The organism is Streptomyces sp. NPDC101166, from assembly GCF_044768125.1.
Classification (GTDB): domain Bacteria; phylum Actinomycetota; class Actinomycetes; order Streptomycetales; family Streptomycetaceae; genus Streptomyces.
Genome location: NZ_JBIWPF010000002.1, coordinates 422,104 through 438,150, shown reverse-complemented (window position 1 = coordinate 438,150; position 16,047 = coordinate 422,104). Strand labels below are relative to the sequence as shown.

Sequence of the window (16,047 nt, the reverse complement as noted above, 5' to 3'; positions counted from 1 at the left end):
GTCCGTGCCGGCGACCTGGAGGCCGACCGTGCCGCCCGGACCGACCTTCGCCCGGGGCACACCCGTCCCCGAACGCGTGTCCATGATCCGCGTCGGGGTGAGGCTGGTGAGCCGGGAACCGCTGCCGTCACTGGTGAAGTAGCCGGTCAGGTCGGCGATGAGGTCGACGCTGCCGTAGCGGTTGTAGAAGTCGACCTTGCCGTCGACCACCGGCACCACGACGAGGTTGGGAATCGTCTCCCCGGCGGTGAAGTTCAGGTTCGACGCGCTCGGCCGGGTGACGCCGTCCGGGTGGACGGTGACGAAACTCGACGCCGTCGCGGCCGTCGCCGTGACGTTCATGACCACCGCGGTGACGCCGCTCGCCGGGACGCCGTCCGTGCCGGCGACCTGGAGGCCGACCGTGCCGCCCGGACCGACCTTCGCCCGGGGCACACCCGTCCCCGAACGCGTGTCCATGATCCGCGTCGGGGCGACGGGGACGAGCGTGCCGGTGGGCGGCACGACCGGCTGGGTGAGCGTGACGTCGCTCGCCTTCACGTAGGCGAGGCGGTGGTTGTAGCGGATCGGGTAGTAGCGCGTGGCGCCCTGGACGAACGTGCAGTCGGGGCTCGCCGCGCAGTTGATGTCCTCGGCGTAGTAGTAGTCGCCGGTGACCGCGGGCAGCGCGGTGTACGACTGGCCGGGCTGGATCGTCTCGTGGCTCAGCGGAGTCAGCTGCTGGTCGGGGTCCGAGGCGGTGGCGCTCAGGCCGGAGGGGTAGGCCGTGGTCTCTGGGTAGGCGCGGCCGTAGACCGCGACCGCCGACGTCCCCGCGGCGGTGATCAGGTGCTGCTCGACGCCCGTGTCGGCCGTGGTGTAGGCGCCGCCGGGGTTGTAGAACCACGCCTTCTGGCCGTCGTACCAGATGGCCGTCCAGTCGCCCTGCACCGCGGCGACCACGAAGGTCTGGCCGGAGACGGCCTTGTCCGTCCAGTCCCAGCCAAGGGTGGTGCCGGTGGGGCGGCCGTCCGCCGTGTACTCGGGGTCGGTGATCAGTGAGGCGGTGGTGGACGGGCCGGTCCGCAGGTAGACGAAGTCGGCAGGGTTGGCGGGGCAGGTGGTGGCGGCTGATCCGCACCCGGTGACGGTCGGCTCGTAGCCGGTGCTCCACGGGGGGTCGACGGTGACCTCGCCGCCGACCACCGGCATGCCGTCGCCGTCGGGGGACGCCCCCAGCAGTGACAGGTAGTGGCTCCAGTTCCACCACGGTCCGGGATCCCAGTGCATGCCCTCGTAGTAGGCGTCGAGAGGGCCGGGGACATCGTCGTGGCCGATGACGTGCTCGCGGTCGAGCGGGATGCCGAACCGCTGGGCCAGGTAGTTCACCAGCGCCGCGGAGGACTGGTACTCCTGCTCGGTGTACCAACTGCCGTAGTCCAGCGCGAAACCCTCGTGCTCGATGCCGATCGAGTGATCGTTGACGTACTTGTTGCCGGCGTGCCAGGCGATGTCCTTGGTCTGCACCATCTGGGTGACCGAGCCGTCGTCGCCGATCACGTAGTGGGCGCTGGCGTAGCTCGACGGGTTCTGGAACTGGCTGATCGCGGCGGAAGCGGTGCTCTCGGTGTCGTGGAGGACGAGGGTGTCGACGGTGTCGCCGTCCGCCGGACGGTTCGCCAGGTCGTAGTTGCCGTAGTCGCTCTGGTCGCCGGTGCCGTTCGGTGCGTACGCGGCGGGGGTGAAGGTGCAGGCCAGCGAGGAAGGACACTCGGGGGCCGGGGCGGTGGTGGCCGAGGCCTGTCGGATCACCGGAGCCGGGGCGGTGGTCGCCGAGGCTTGGCGGACCGAGGGCCGCAGGTCGGGGCTGACCGAGACGGACCTTCGGACGGTCACCGAGGGGTCGGCGGGCAGCGTCACCTCCTGGTGGTCCGTGGTGACCCGGTGGGCGCCGACGCGGACGGTGGCGTAGACGCGGTCGGCGAACTGCTGGGCGACCCGGGCGTCGTCGGACTGGCTGAAGCGGGAAACGGCCGGATACCACTGGCCGGGGTCGGAGGGCAGCGAGCCGACGGCCTGACGTTCGTCGGAGACGAGCAGCGCGGCGGCGCCGCGAACGCTCTGACGCATGGAACTGCGCAGGGCCGTCGGCGACGCGTGGATCATCGACGCCGCGGTGTCGAGCGTGCGCATCGCCGGGGTGATCCGCGCCGGCGGGCCGGCCGTGTCGGACTGCGCGGGGGCGCCGTTCCGCGCGGAGTGGTGGTGCAGCGCGCGCAAGTCGTCGCCGTAGTCGTCGGTCTCCGGCCCCTGGCCCGGCTGCGGCCGCAGATCGGCGGAGCTGACCGAGGTCAGGCCCATGACGTTGTAGTTGCCGGTGACGGAGGGGCTACCGCGGTGCGACTCCCACAGCGTCTCCTGGTAGGAGACGGCCATCAGCACGCTGTCGGGCACATGGAACTCGGCGGCGGCCGAGCGGAAGTCCGCCTCGAGCGTGCGCGAAGGGCGTCCGGCCGACGCGGACGCCGCCGCACCGGTGGCGGCGGCCCCGCTCGCGACCGCGGCCGCTCCCAGGGCGGTCTGGGTGACCGCGCCGATGACGAGCCCTCCGACCGCGACCCCGCCGGCCACACCCAGCCACCGACGTGACCGGGCCCTCCGATGTCTCGCGTTCAAGGGGACCTCGATCCGCAGAAAAACGCATGTCCGATAAAAGCAGCGGGAGCCTAACAGGGCAGAGAGCGCGCGCTTCCGGGTAAAGAACTCTGGGCTTCATCCGCCGAATCCGGCCCGGCCGCACGCCTGCTGCGGGTCCGGTCCGGCCCGGACCCGCAGCAGGCGCCTGCATCGCGCCCTGACGAAGAGGCGCGGCTGACCTGGGGATTCACGCATGGGAGTACGGGCCCCCGGGCGGCGGACGGTGAGCGGGCCAGGCGGTCGGCCGCCCCGTCAGCCCCCGCAGGGGAATTCCGATCCGACGGGTACGGGCGGCTTTTCGAGGCCACTGGGCCCAACTGAAAGGGCGTTTCTTTCTTTGCGCACGGCACAAACTTGACCCGTGTGTTGCCCGTTGCGGGACAACCGCGCGAAAAGCCCGAGCCGGCCGGCGCTGCGGGACAAAGGTCGTCGACTCTTGGAAGTTCGTGGAACGCCCGGAGGAGGTACTGCCCCACCTGACGGACGCTCATCGCCGATCTCGGTGTTCAGCAGGCGGCACTCGACGTCTGCTCGCGAGAGGCCCGATCACCCGACGCATGACCTCCCCCGGCCTTGACGCCCTGTGTGACGCTTCTGCGTTCCCGGGCACGGGTGGTCACGCCGTCGCCGCCGGTGGGGTCAGGTGGCGGGTCAGCCAGGTCGGGACTCCTCCCAGGAGGCGGTGCAGGCGGCGGGCCTCCTCGCGGAGGCGGGACGCCTCGGGTTCGGTCTCCGCGTCCGCCAGGGACGCCAGCGCCGGCGCCGTGCCCACGAGATAGCCCAACTCCTCCCTGATCCGCAGCGATTCGGCGAACCCCCGCCGTGCCTCCGCCAGTTCCCCGTCCCGCAGGGCCAGGCCGGCCAGATGCCGCCACGTGAACGACAGCAGCAGCGTGTCCGAGTGCTCCGCCGCCGCCGTGTGGGCCCGCCGGTACGCGGCCCGCGCCGCCTGCGGAGCGCGGGTCAGGTTCTCCGCGAGCAGCCCCCGCCGGAAGTCCAGCAGCGCCCGGGCCGGCGCCCCCGGCGGGATCAGCGCGGCGGCCCGGCCGAGCGCGGCGCGCGCCTCGTCGACCCGGTCGCGCACCCGGTGCACGGTCGCCGCGTACGCCAAGTGCCCTCGTTCACAAGCCGCCGCCCCCCGCTCCTCGTCGCTGTGGGCGAGCGCCTCCGCCGTACGCAGCGCGTCCTCCGCCTCCTGCCAGCCCTGCTCGGTGTAGAGACACCGTTCGACCAGCAGCGCGGCCCTCTGCGCCGACCCCGCCGCGGTCCCGGCCGGGAGGAGGGCCGCGGCGTCGGCCCAGCAGGCGCGTGAGCGCAGCCGCCATACCGCGGTCTGGAGCGGATCGTCGCCGGCGGTCGTTCCGTTGCCAGACATGGCGGAGTGCGCCACGTTGCCCTCCCCGAGCACGCCATCGAGCTATGAGTGGTGGCGGCATCTCAGCACGGATCACGGGGCCGGGCCAAGGGGGCGGGTGAAGGATTTCACAAAGTCGTGGGATCCCCGGGCCGCCGGGGTTTCGGCCCGCGCACGCCGATTCGTCAGCTCATCCGCAGCGCCAGGAAGAAGTCCAGCTTGTCCTCCAGGCGCGACAGGTCACGACCCGTCAACTGCTCGATCCGGCCGACGCGGTAGCGCAGCGTGTTGACGTGGAGGTGCAGTCGGGACGCGCACCGGGTCCACGAGCCGTCGCAGTCCAGGAACGCCTCCAGCGTCGGGATCAGCTCGGCGCGGTGCCGGCGGTCGTAGTCGCGCAGGGGGTCCAGCAGACGGGCGGTGAACGCGCGGCGGACGTCGTCCGGGACGAACGGCAGCAGCAGCACGTGCGAGGCCAGCTCCTGGTGACCCGCCGCGCACACCCGGCCGGGACGGGCCGCCGCCACCCGGCGTGCGTGCCGCGCCTCCTCCAGCGCGCCCCGCAGCCCCTCCGCCGAGTGCACCGCCGCGCTGACGCCCAGCGTGATCCGGCCGTCGTCGCCCAGCCCCGCCGACAGCGGCTCCCGCACGGCGGCGAGGAGAGCGTCGGCGAGGACGCCGGTCTCGGTCCCGTCGTGCTCCGCGGAGACCGCCGGGAGGGGGACGAGGGCGACGGCCTCGCCGCCGGTGTGCGCGACGGCGATACGGTCGGACGGCTCGGGGCCGGTGGCGTGCGGGTCGACGAGGATCTCCTCCAGCAGCGCCTGCGCGACCGGACCGCCGGCGGTGTCCCCACCCGGGGCCGGGCCCGCGGCGACGGCCGCGCCCGACGTCTGCGAGGCGCTCGTGCCGCCCTGGCGGCGGCCCCCGGCGGAGGCGGCCGCCGAAGCCGCGCCACGGCCCGAGCCGCCCGCGCCGGACCCCGCCGCACCGCCCGGGAGCGTCCCGTCGGCGCCGCCTGCCGAGCTCCCCCCGGCCGGGGCGCCCCCGGCGCTCCACTCGACCCGGGCCACCACCACCTGCCAGTGGGGGGCCGCGCCCAGGCCGGGGAGCAGCACCGGGGCGGCCACGCGCAGCCGGGCCGCGATCTCGGCGGGCGCGGCGCCCGTCTGCACCAGCTCCAGCACCTCCTGCGCGAGCCGGCGGCGCACCGTGCGCGCCGCGTCCCGGCGGTCCCGCTCGACCGCGATCAGCTGGGTGACGCCCTGGAGCAGGTCGAGGCGCTCCTCCGCCCAGTCCCCGGCGTCCGCCTCGACGGCCAGCAGCCAGTCCGACAGCACGGTCTCGCGCACGTCACCCTGCGGCTGCGTGCTGTGCCCGGCCTGCGGGGGGCGGCCGGCGCTGCGGATGGGGAAGAGCGAGTACGTCGTCTGCCCGACGATGACCCGGTGCGGGCCGCGCCGGCCCGTGCGGACGGCCGCCAGGTGCTCGCCGGCGAGCCGTGCGCACACCTCGGCCGACGGCACGGCCCCCGCCCCGGACGACGCGCCCCTGGCCCCCGCCGCCGCGGAACCGGCCACGGCCGCGGAGGCGGACAGGGCCGCAGAGGCGGCCACGACCCCGGAACCGGCCCCCGCGCCCGCCCCGGTTCCCGTCGCCCCGGCTCCGCCCGCCGGCCGGGAAGCGCCCCCGGCCACCGGACCGGACCCGCCCGCAGAACCGCCCGCGCGCTTCGCGCCCGCGATGAGCCGTCCCGTCGGGGAGAGCACCCAGGCGCGCAGGTCCAGGTCGGTGCCGAGCAGGTCCAGGACCACGTCCGGGCCGCCGCCCGCCGGACCGGAGGTCATCATCCGGCGGTGCCGGTCGACGACGGCCGCGAGGTCCCCGGCCCGCTCCCCGGACACCTGCCGCACCACGTGCTCGGTGATCGACGCGAACGCCACCGACTCGTGCACCGCGAACAGCGGCAGGCGATGCCGGGCGCAGGCCACCACCAGGTCCTCGGGGACGTCGCCCAGCTCCGCCGTGCCCGCCGCCAGCGCGGCCACGCCGGCCTGCACCAGGATCCGTACGAAAGGATCGGAGTCGGCGGCGTCCCGGCGCCAGGCAAGGCCGGACAGGACCAGCTCACCGCCGGAGAGGTAGCGGCTGGGGTCGCGCAGGTCGGTGGTCATCACACCGCGCACCGTGCGGTCCAGCTCGGCCTCGCCGCCGAGCAGCCTGAGGCCCAGGGCGTCGGTGTCCAGCAGTGCGCGCAGCCGCATTCTCGTCGCCGCCGTTCCTTGTCTCGAAAACCACGATGGAAACACGATGGAAAGCAGATGGATCGCGCCGAATCCCGAAGGATCATCGACGGGTGCCCGTGTTCCAGGTCACACGGGGTGTGTCGTGCGTTTCCATCGGAAAGCCCGGAGGTTACGGAGGACCTCCTTTCATACGAATCTACAAGATGACCTCCCTGGCCAGCGAACTCCTTCATGGTTTCGGTGACTGACCCGCTCGGCGTACGGCGCTGTGTACTGAGCCCACTCGGCGTGAACAGCACATGTGCGAGCCGGGCCCGCCGAGCGCGCAGTGGCTTGATCCGACCCGTTGCAGGACTCCGCCGACCCCGAGACTCCGTCCGATCCCGAGACGTGGAAGAGAGCCGGTCATGGACTTCCTTCGCCCCGCCGGCTGGGAGGAGGCGCTCGCCGCGAAGGCCGAGCACCCCGCCGCCGTGCCGATCGCCGGGGGCACCGACGTGATGGTCGAGCTCAACTTCGACCACCGGCGTCCCGAGCACCTCCTCGACCTCAGCCGCGTGCCGGACCTGTACGAATGGGAGGTCGGCGAGGACAGCGTGCGGCTCGGCGCCTCCGTCCCGTACACCCGGATCATGGAGCACCTGCGTTCCGAGCTCCCCGGGCTGGCCCTCGCCTCCCACACGGTCGCCTCCCCGCAGATCCGCAACCGCGGCGGGGTCGGCGGCAACCTCGGCACCGCCTCCCCGGCCGGCGACGCCCACCCCGCCCTCCTCGCGGCCGGCGCCGAGGTCGAGGCCGTCTCGGTGCGCGGCACCCGCCTGATCCCGATCGACGCCTTCTACACCGGCGTGAAGCGCAACGCGCTCGCCCCTGACGAGCTGATCCGCGCCGTGCACGTCCGCAGGGCCGACGGGCCGCAGCAGTTCTCCAAGGTCGGCACCCGCAACGCCATGGTCATCGCCGTCTGCGCGTTCGGTCTCGCCCTGCACCCGTCCTCGCGCACCGTGCGCACCGGCATCGGCTCCGCCGCGCCGACCCCCATCCGGGCCGAGGCCGCCGAGGAGTTCCTGAACGCGGCGCTCGACGAGGGCGGCTTCTGGGACAACGGGAAGATCGTCACCCCTGCCGTCGCCAAGCGGTTCGCCGACCTGTGCGCCGCCGCCTGCAACCCCATCGACGACGTACGGGGCACCGCCGGCTATCGCCGGCACGCCGTCGGCGTCATGGCCCGCCGCACGCTGACCTGGACCTGGGAGTCCTACCGCGGCGGCCGCCGCCCGAGCGAGGGAGCCGCCTGATGCGCGTCCACTTCACCGTCAACGGCCGTCCGCAGGAGGCCGACGACGTATGGGAGGGCGAGTCCCTGCTGTACGTGCTGCGCGAGCGGCTCGGGCTGCCCGGGTCCAAGAACGCCTGCGAACAGGGCGAGTGCGGGTCCTGCACGGTCCGCCTCGACGGCGTCCCGGTCTGCGCGTGCCTCGTCGCCGCAGGCCAGGCCGAGGGCCGCGAGATCGTCACCGTCGAAGGGCTCGCGCGGTACGCCCGGCAGCGCGCGCACGGCGCGGACGCCGGCCGCACCGCCGCCCACCCCGGGGACGAGGCCGAACTCTCGCCCGTGCAGCAGGCGTTCATCGACGCCGGCGCCGTCCAGTGCGGCTTCTGCACGCCCGGCCTGCTGATCGCCGCCGACGAGATGCTCGAACGCGACCCCGACCCCTCCGACGCGGACATCCGGGAGGCCCTCTCGGGCAACCTGTGCCGCTGCACCGGCTACGAGAAGATCATGGACGCGGTCCGGCTCGCGGCCGCCCGGCAGCAGGAGGCGGGCTGACCATGCCTACGAACGGAGCCCCTGCCAGGATCACCCAGGGCACGCGGACCAAGGGCGGCGTCGGCGAGTCCACCCTGCGCCCCGACGGCGTCCTCAAGGTCACCGGCGAGTTCGCGTACTCCTCCGACCTGTGGCACGAGGACATGCTGTGGGGCCAGATCCTGCGCTCCACCGTCGCCCACGCCGAGATCGTCTCCCTCGACACCGCCGAGGCCCTCGCCACCCCGGGCGTGTACGCCGTGCTGACGTACGACGACCTGCCCACCGAGGTGCGCCACTACGGCCTGGAGATCCGGGACACCCCGGTCCTCGCCCACGGCAAGGTCCGCCACCACGGCGAGCCGGTCGCCCTCGTCGCCGCCGACCACCCGGAGACCGCCCGCCGCGCCGCCGCGAAGATCAAGGTCGAGTACCGCGAGCTGCCCGTCGTCACCGACGAGGCCTCCGCGACCGCCGCCGACGCCGTCCTGGTCCATGAGAACCGCACCGACCACCACAGCGGCCACGTCCCGCACCCCAACATCGTCCACCGGCAGCCGATCGTCCGCGGCGACGCGGCGGCAGCGGCGCGCAGGGCCGACGTCGTGGTCCGCGGCGAGTACACCTTCGGCATGCAGGACCAGGCCTTCCTCGGCCCCGAGTCCGGCCTCGCCGTGCCCGAGGAGGACGGCGGCGTCCACCTCTACATCGCCACCCAGTGGCTGCACAGCGACCTCAGGCAGATGGCCCCCGTGCTCGGCCTCCCGCCCGAGAAGGTGCGGATGACGCTGGCCGGCGTCGGCGGCGCGTTCGGCGGGCGCGAGGACCTGTCGATGCAGATCCACGCCTGCCTGCTCGCCCTGCGCACCGGCAAACCCGTCAAGATCGTCTACAACCGGTTCGAGTCGTTCTTCGGACACGTCCACCGCCATCCCGCCAAGCTGTTCTACGAGCACGGCGCCACCCGCGACGGCAAGCTCACCCACGTCAGGTGCCGCATCGTCCTCGACGGCGGCGCGTACGCCTCCGCCAGCCCGGCCGTGGTCGGCAATGCCTCCTCGCTCGGCGTCGGCCCGTACGTCGTCGACGACGTCGACATCGAGGCGATCGCCCTCTACACCAACAACCCGCCCTGCGGGGCGATGCGCGGCTTCGGCGCGGTCCAGGCCTGCTTCGCCTACGAGGCGCAGATGGACAAGCTGGCCAAGGAACTCGGCCTGGACCCCGTGGAGTTCCGGCAGCTGAACGCCATGGAACAGGGCTCGATCATGCCGACGGGCCAGCCGGTGGACTCTCCCGCCCCCGTCGCCGAACTCCTGCGCCGCGTCAAGGCCATGCCGATGCCGCCCGAGCGCCAGTGGGAGAGCAGCGAGGGCGCCGACGTACGGCAGCTGCCCGGCGGGCTGTCCAACACCACCCACGGGGAGGGCGTCGTCCGCGGGGTCGGCTACGCCGTCGGGATCAAGAACGTCGGCTTCTCCGAGGGCTTCGACGACTACTCGACGGCCCGCGTGCGCATGGAGGTGGTCGGCGGTGAGGCGGTCGCCACCGTCCACACGGCCATGGCCGAGGTCGGCCAGGGCGGCGTCACCGTCCATGCCCAGATCGCCCGCACCGAGCTGGGCGTCGCCCGGGTGACGATCGACCCGGCCGACACCCGGGTCGGCAGCGCCGGCTCCACCTCCGCCTCACGGCAGACGTACGTCACCGGCGGGGCCGTGAAGAACGCCTGCGAGCTGGTGCGCGAGAAGGTGCTGGACATCGGTCGTCGCAAGTTCGGCGCCCACCACCCGGCCTGGGCCACCGCCGAACTCCGCCTGGAGGGCGGCAAGGTCGTCACCGACGGCGGCGAGGCGCTCGCCGACCTGGTGGACGTGCTCGGCGAGGAGGCCGTCGAGGTCGAACAGGAGTGGCGGCACCGGCCCACCGAGCCGTTCGATCCGCGCACCGGCCAGGGCAACGGGCACGTCCAGTACTCCTTCGCCGCGCACCGCGCCGTCGTCGAGGTCGACACCGAACTGGGCATGGTGAAGGTCGTCGAGCTGGCCTGCGCCCAGGACGTCGGCAAGGCCCTCAACCCGCTGTCCGTGCTGGGCCAGATCCAGGGCGGCACCACCCAGGGCCTCGGCATCGCCGTCATGGAGGAGATCGTCGTCGACCCGAGGACCGCGAAGGTGCGCAACCCCTCCTTCACGGACTACCTGATCCCCACCATCCTCGACACCCCGAGCATCCCCGTCGACGTCCTCGAACTCGCCGACACCCACGCCCCGTACGGCCTGCGCGGCATCGGCGAGGCCCCCACCCTGTCCTCGACCCCTGCGGTCCTCGCGGCCGTCCGCGACGCGACGGGCCTGGAACTGAACAGGACACCCGTTCGCCCGGAACACCTCACGGGCACGGCACCGGAGCAGCACCCCCGCTGAGCGCGCGCTCCCGCGGGTCACCGCGCCCTCGCACGATCGACGGCCGGCCGGGCGTGCACCGGCCGTCCCTGCGGGAACCCGTCTCAGGAGCGCACGGCAAGGAGACTTCAGACATGCTGGACATCGCCGAGGAACTCGACCGGTGGGTCGGGCAGGGACGTGACTTCGCCGTCGCCACCGTGGTCTCCGTCAGCGGCAGCGCGCCCCGCCGGCCCGGCGCGGCCCTCGCGGTGGACGCCGACGGAACGGCGGTCGGCTCGGTCTCCGGCGGCTGCGTGGAGAGCGCCGTCTACGACCTGTGCCGACAGGCCCTCCAGGACGGCGAACCGGTCCTCCAACGGTTCAGCCACAGCGACGACGACGCCTTCGCCATCGGTCTGACCTGCGGCGGAGCCATCGACGTCCTCGTCACCCCGGTACGGGCCGCCGACCCCGCCCGCCCGGTGGTCGCGGCCGCGCTCGCCGCCGCCGCGAGCGGCGCGACGGCGGCGCTCGCCCGGATCGTCTCCGGCCCGGCCGGCCTCGTCGGACGCGCCCTGCTCGTCCGCCCCGACGGCTCCCACGACGGCGGCTTCGGCGGCCACCCCGAACTGGACCGCACGGTCGCCGCCGAGGCCGGAGCCTTCCTCGACGCCGGCCGCACCGGCGCCCTGGAGATCGGGGCGCGCGGCTCCCGCTGCGGGGCCCCGCTCACCGTCCTCGTCGAGTCCTCGGCCCCGCCGCCCCGCATGATCGTCTTCGGCGCGATCGACTTCGCGGCGGCCCTGGTGCGCGTCGGGAAGTTCCTCGGCTACCACGTCACCGTGTGCGACGCCCGCCCGGTGTTCGCGACGAGGGAGCGGTTCCCGCAGGCCGACGCGATCGCCGTCGAATGGCCGCACCGCTATCTGGAGCGCACCCGCGTGGACGGCCGCACCGTGCTGTGCGTCCTCACCCACGACGCCAAGTTCGACGTCCCGCTGCTCCGGCTGGCGCTGCGGCTGCCCGTCGCCTACGTAGGCGCCATGGGCTCCCGCCGCACCCATCTCGACCGCGCCGCCCGGCTGCGCGACGTGGGCGTCACCGAACGGGAGCTGGCGCGGCTGCGCTCACCCATCGGCCTCGACCTGGGCGCCCGCACCCCCGAGGAGACCGCGCTGTCCATCGCCGCGGAGATCGTCGCCGAACGGCGGGGCGGCAGCGGCGTCCCCCTGGCCGGCGCGCACACCCCCATCCATCACGACGGCGCGCCCGGGCCCGCCGGGCGGATCGGCTCCGTCGCCTGAACATGCGGGCGCACCGCCGGCTGGTCCGGCCAGGCGAACGCGTAGCCGGGGTCGCCCTTCCCGCTCACCCGGACGAAGCGCAGCAGCTCGCGCACGATGCCCGCGGCGCCCGCGGCCCAGCCGGTGGCCGGTTCCAGCACGCTCGGCGTGGCCCGGTGCTCGACGTTCGACCAGCGGGCCCCGTCCGCGTCCCGGGTGGCGCGGGCGACGAGGTCGGCCACCAGGACGTGCGCGAAGTCCGGGGCGTCGCCCTGCTCGGCGATCCGGTCGCAGGCCAGCGCCAGTACGCCCGCCGTGCCGCAGCAGCGGGCGTTGTTGTCCCAGAAACCGGGCCGCAGCCGCCGGGGGAGACCTGAGTGCGTCACCGTGTGCCAGCAGCGGTCGGCGAGGTCCTGCCAGCCGGGCTCGGCCAGCACGTCCCGCAGCAGCCGGAAGACCTGAGCGTCGCCCGTCGGGCCGTGGCACCAGCCGTAGCTGTGCCGCTCCACCAGGTCGGGCCGGTACTGCGGATCGGAGTGGGGGACCAGGAAGCCGTCCGGGCCGGCCTCGTCACGGGCCGTCACGTTCGCGGCTCCGGCCCGCGCCAGCGCCAGGAAGTCCGCGCGGCCGGTCGCCCCGCCGACGGCGGCGAGCGCGTACACGATGCCGAGCGAGCCGTGCGAGATGTGGTGCAGCCGGGGCACCAAGCCCGGACGGTGCGCGTGCGCCCAGGTGACCCCCGCCTCCGTCTCCTCCGCCGTGCGCGCGTACGGCTCCAGCGCGAGGACGGCCAGTTCCGCGTCCCCGGCGGCGAGCGCGCCCAGGCCGATGCCCGCGTTGCCGCCCATCAGCTCGAACAGCTCGCCCCAGCGCGTTCCGTCGAAGCGGGAGCGCACCCGCTCCAGCGCCCGGTCGGCGGCGGCGCCGGCCGCGTCGTCGCCCAGCTCGCGCTGGACGGCGCGCAAGGCGAGCGCCATGCCGGTGCGGCCGAAGTACAGGGAGTCGTCTTCGGCTACCTCTGCGGCGGCCTCGAGGTGGCGCGCCGCCCGCAGGGCCGCGTCGCCGTAGGAGTCGTCCCCGAAGTGCCGCCGCGCCTCCAGCAGGGTGGGCACGATCCCGGCCGTCCCGCCGTACAGCTCCGGTTCGAGCGCCGCGTCCGAGGGCCGGGCGGGCCAGCCCAGCCCGCCGCCCTCCGTCTGCCGGGCCACCCCGAGCAGCCAGCGCAGCCCGTCAGAGGCCAGTGCCTCCACCTCGCCCGCGCTGAGACCGCCGGACAGATCCTCCGTGTGCGTCGCGTCTTCGTTCGCCGCCGTCATGTGTTCAGCCTGCCATGGCCAACGGCCGCTGCCCAGGGGGTTGTTCGCAGGTCAGGAACCGGTCACGGGCGGCGCAGGAGGCGGTTGGCGGCGCGGCCGAACAGAGTGCGGGCCGAGGTCCGCAGCAGCGGGTCGAACAGGGACGGCAGGAAGCGCACCCGCAGTTCCTCGCGCCAGACGACCCGGGCGCGCCCGCCCGGCCCCGGCCGCACTTCGATCTCCGCCCACCCCAGGACGATCCGGCCGCGTTTCTCCAGCCTGCACAGTCCCGGCCCGTCCCCGTCTGCGTCGGTGTACGGCGGACGCCAGACGGTGACCTCCATACGGTCGTCGAAGACGAACGGCCGCACCCCGGACCGGGCGACGAACACCGTGCCCTCGCGGGTCGGCCCGGGGGTGACCACGGTGACGCGGGTCAACGGGACCACGTCACCGTGCCGGGGCCACGCGGTGAGGCGACGCCAGGCCTCGTCGAGGCTGAGGGGCGCCGTGCGTTCCAACTGGAAGGTGACCACACGGTGATCGTAGGGAGTACGAGCCGCCACACGGGAACTTACCCGCCGGGTCACACGCTCGGCCCAGTCCCGGCTCCCCGCGCCGGAGCACGCGAAACGATTCTCCGCACTGGTGTGCGCTCCACCGGGCCGCCGGGAACGTGCGCCGCCCGGGTCACCGGTAGACCTTGCCCGGCTCCGCCTTCCCGGGCGCGAGCAGTTGAGGCACCGTCACGAACACGTACCCCCGCTCCTTGAGCGCGTCGATGATCCCCGGCACCGCGGGCACGGTCCCGGCGTAGATGTCGTGCAGCAGGATGATCCCGTCCCGGTCGGCCTGGTCCAGGACGCGCCGCCGGATCAGCTCGGGGTCCTCCGTCGTGTAGTCCTTCGCGGTCACCGTCCACAGCACCTCCGCGAGGCCCAGCTCACGGCATATCTCGTGCACGGTGTCGTTCGTACGGCCCTGCGGCGGACGCATCAGCGTGGGCCGGCGGCCGGTGAGACGCTGTATCTCCGTATTGGGGCGCTCCAGTTCGGCGCGTATCTCCTGGGGCGTCAGCTCCGTGAGGATGCGGTGGTCCCAGGTGTGACTGGCGACCTCGTGCCCCTCGTCGGCCATGCGTCTGACGAGCTGCGGGTACGCGGTGATGTGCCGTTCGCCGAGCAGGAAGAACGTCGCCGGCACCTGTCTTTCCTTGAGGATGTCCAGCAGCCGTGCGGAGTTCTCGCTCGGGCCGGCGTCGAAGGTGAGCGCTATGCACTTCACCTCGCCGCAGTCGACCGGGCCCAGCCGGGCCGCCTGGGCGGTGGGCCCGCCCTTCGCGCGGACGGCGCTGGGCGCGGTGGTGTCGAGGCCGGCGCAGCCGGTCAGGGCGAGGGAGAGGCAGGCGGCGAGGGCCCCGATTCCGGCCGCGCGGAACGGAACCGCCGTTTTCCCCGTCTTCTTGATCTGAGTTCGCATGCCGGGACTATACACAGTGCGCATAGCCTCTGAGCTGCAATGATGTGGGCTGCGTGTTTGAGGTGCACATCAGCTGGCACCCGGGTGGGGTGACCACCCACAACCCCTTGAGCAGCGTTCGCGTCGTCCTCGTCGACCAGGACGGCATTCTCGTCGAGGGCGGCGACGGCGGTGACCCCGACCAGGTCCGGCCCGTACCCGGCGCCCGCGAGGCGCTCGGTCTGCTGCGGTCCCGCGGTGTCCGCACCGGTGTGCTGACGCGCCGTCGGGGCGGCGCGCTGGGCGGGCCGTCCGAGGCGGACCGGCGTCGCGTGGACGAGCGGATCGACGAACTCCTCGGTCCGTTCGACGTCCGGGCGGTCCGCCCGGACGCCATGGAACCGGACGACGGCCGCCGGGAGTCCGGGCCGGTGCTGTGGGCGGCGGGCAGGTTGTGCACGCCGCCCGAGCGGATCGCCGTCGTCGGCGCGAGCGGCGACAGCGTCGAGGCCGCGCGCCGGGCGGGCGCCCACGGCATCCTCGTTCCCGGGCCGGGCGTCCGGCCCGAGGAGACCGCCGGCGCGCGGCATGTCGCGCCCGATCTGCTCACCGCCGTGCGCGGGCTGCTGCTGTCCGGGCCGCCGCGGCAGCACGTCCTGGTGGACGAGCGGGCGATCGTGGCGGCCTACCGGCCGGTGGACGGGGCCGGTTGAGGTGTGCGGGGCGGGGGAGCGGCCGCGGGCGGGTGCGGCCGCCCGGGGGCCGGGGCCCAGGTCGCTCAGGTCTGCGCGCGCCGGTACGCCAGGCGGAACAGCGCGTACAGAGTGAGCGGCCACAGCGCCGCGAACGCCCAGATCACGGGGGGCTGCGCGGTGGTGACGCCGGTGACCATCAGGCCTATGGACACGGCGAGCAGCAGCGCGACCGTGAGGGGGTGGGGGGTGTAGGACGTCATACGGGAGAGCCCGGGACGCCAGTGCAGGGTGCTCAGTCGTCTGTCGAGGCGGCGGTCGCGGCGCAGGGCCCGCTCCATCTCCGCCAGGATGCGTCGCTCGTCATCGGAAAGCCGGCCAGTCGCCACTGTTCCTCCATCACCCGGGCCGACACTGACCCCTTCCAGGTGCCCGGCCTCGAGCCGAACTAACGGTGGTGCCGGTCACTGGCGGGCGGTGCCCCGGGGCGGGCGGCAGCCGTGTGACACGCCATCGGATGGCCCATCCCGGCCTGCCCCGAGAAGGGCGGGCATATCGTCCCACATATGACGAAATGCCATATTCTGTATCTGGCGTGCACCGCGGCGATCGTCGGCACCGGACTCGGCGCCGCCTCGCCCGCCGCGGGCCACTCGACCCATGTGGTGCGTCCCGGGCAGTCGATCCAGAAGGCGGTGAACGCCGCCAAGCCCGGCGACACCGTCCAGCTCACCCGCGGCGTCTTCAGGGAGAGCGTGCGGATCACCACCCCCGGGATCACCCTGCGCGGCGTCGGACGCGACACGGTGATCACGCCGGCCCCCGCGAAGCCGGCTCCCGCCAAGC

12 protein-coding genes and 1 pseudogene are annotated in these 16,047 nt (G+C 73.8%); 6 read left to right on the top strand and 7 right to left on the bottom strand.

Features of this window, described 5'->3' with window-relative positions:
* From ACIRS4_RS06300 to ACIRS4_RS06290, 3 genes are all read right to left on the bottom strand, one after another.
* On the bottom strand, window positions 1-2,610 hold a 2,610-nt coding region (locus tag ACIRS4_RS06300; protein ID WP_404190745.1), incomplete at its 3' end, for an N-acetylmuramoyl-L-alanine amidase.
* Between the two features lie 682 nt (window positions 2,611-3,292).
* The gene (locus tag ACIRS4_RS06295; protein ID WP_404190742.1) at window positions 3,293-4,051 is read right to left on the bottom strand and encodes a hypothetical protein; all 759 of its coding nucleotides are present in this window, start codon (window positions 4,049-4,051) and stop codon (window positions 3,293-3,295) included.
* Between the two features lie 164 nt (window positions 4,052-4,215).
* Window positions 4,216-6,294, bottom strand: coding sequence for a PucR family transcriptional regulator (locus ACIRS4_RS06290; protein WP_404190737.1), 2,079 nt, complete (start codon window positions 6,292-6,294; stop codon window positions 4,216-4,218).
* Window positions 6,295-6,683: 389 nt separating this feature from the next.
* Between ACIRS4_RS06290 and ACIRS4_RS06285 the strand changes: the two genes are divergently transcribed.
* The 4 genes from ACIRS4_RS06285 to ACIRS4_RS06270 all read left to right on the top strand — a co-directional run bounded on the left by ACIRS4_RS06285 (window position 6,684) and on the right by ACIRS4_RS06270 (window position 11,777).
* Complete coding sequence (locus tag ACIRS4_RS06285; RefSeq protein WP_404190734.1) at window positions 6,684-7,574, top strand: FAD binding domain-containing protein; 891 nt, start codon at window positions 6,684-6,686, stop codon at window positions 7,572-7,574.
* On the top strand, window positions 7,574-8,107 hold the full coding sequence (locus tag ACIRS4_RS06280) for a (2Fe-2S)-binding protein (protein ID WP_404190731.1): 534 nt from the start codon (window positions 7,574-7,576) through the stop codon (window positions 8,105-8,107). The genes ACIRS4_RS06285 and ACIRS4_RS06280 overlap by 1 nt, the downstream gene beginning before the upstream one ends.
* Before the next feature lie 2 nt (window positions 8,108-8,109).
* On the top strand, window positions 8,110-10,512 hold the full coding sequence (locus ACIRS4_RS06275) for a xanthine dehydrogenase family protein molybdopterin-binding subunit (RefSeq protein ID WP_404190729.1): 2,403 nt from the start codon (window positions 8,110-8,112) through the stop codon (window positions 10,510-10,512).
* A 113-nt stretch (window positions 10,513-10,625) separates the two neighbouring features.
* Window positions 10,626-11,777 (top strand): XdhC family protein, encoded by a 1,152-nt coding sequence (locus ACIRS4_RS06270; RefSeq protein ID WP_404190726.1) that lies wholly within the window; start codon window positions 10,626-10,628, stop codon window positions 11,775-11,777.
* Here the strand turns inward: ACIRS4_RS06270 and ACIRS4_RS06265 are convergent.
* The 3 genes from ACIRS4_RS06265 to ACIRS4_RS06255 all read right to left on the bottom strand — a co-directional run bounded on the left by ACIRS4_RS06265 (window position 11,729) and on the right by ACIRS4_RS06255 (window position 14,530).
* Window positions 11,729-13,072: a lanthionine synthetase LanC family protein gene (locus ACIRS4_RS06265; protein ID WP_404190723.1), complete on the bottom strand. Its 1,344-nt coding sequence runs from the start codon at window positions 13,070-13,072 to the stop codon at window positions 11,729-11,731. The two genes, ACIRS4_RS06270 and ACIRS4_RS06265, sit on opposite strands and share 49 nt — an antisense overlap.
* Before the next feature lie 62 nt (window positions 13,073-13,134).
* Window positions 13,135-13,587, bottom strand: a complete 453-nt coding sequence (locus ACIRS4_RS06260; protein WP_404190720.1) for an SRPBCC family protein — start codon at window positions 13,585-13,587, stop codon at window positions 13,135-13,137.
* 154 nt (window positions 13,588-13,741) lie between these two features.
* On the bottom strand, window positions 13,742-14,530 hold the full coding sequence (locus ACIRS4_RS06255; protein WP_404190717.1) for a polysaccharide deacetylase family protein: 789 nt from the start codon (window positions 14,528-14,530) through the stop codon (window positions 13,742-13,744).
* 107 nt (window positions 14,531-14,637) lie between these two features.
* Here ACIRS4_RS06255 and ACIRS4_RS06250 point away from each other — a divergent pair, with 107 nt between their 5' ends.
* The gene (locus tag ACIRS4_RS06250) at window positions 14,638-15,222 is read left to right on the top strand and encodes an HAD hydrolase-like protein (RefSeq protein ID WP_404190714.1); all 585 of its coding nucleotides are present in this window, start codon (window positions 14,638-14,640) and stop codon (window positions 15,220-15,222) included.
* A 65-nt stretch (window positions 15,223-15,287) separates the two neighbouring features.
* Here ACIRS4_RS06250 and ACIRS4_RS06245 read toward each other — a convergent pair whose 3' ends face one another.
* Entirely contained in the window at window positions 15,288-15,590 is a 303-nt protein-coding gene (locus ACIRS4_RS06245) for a DUF3040 domain-containing protein (RefSeq protein ID WP_352247213.1), read from the bottom strand.
* A gap of 177 nt (window positions 15,591-15,767) precedes the next feature.
* On the opposite strand from ACIRS4_RS06245, the pseudogene ACIRS4_RS06240 reads away from it, so the two are divergent.
* Window positions 15,768-16,047 (top strand): annotated as a pseudogene (locus ACIRS4_RS06240) (hypothetical protein); the annotation flags it as partial.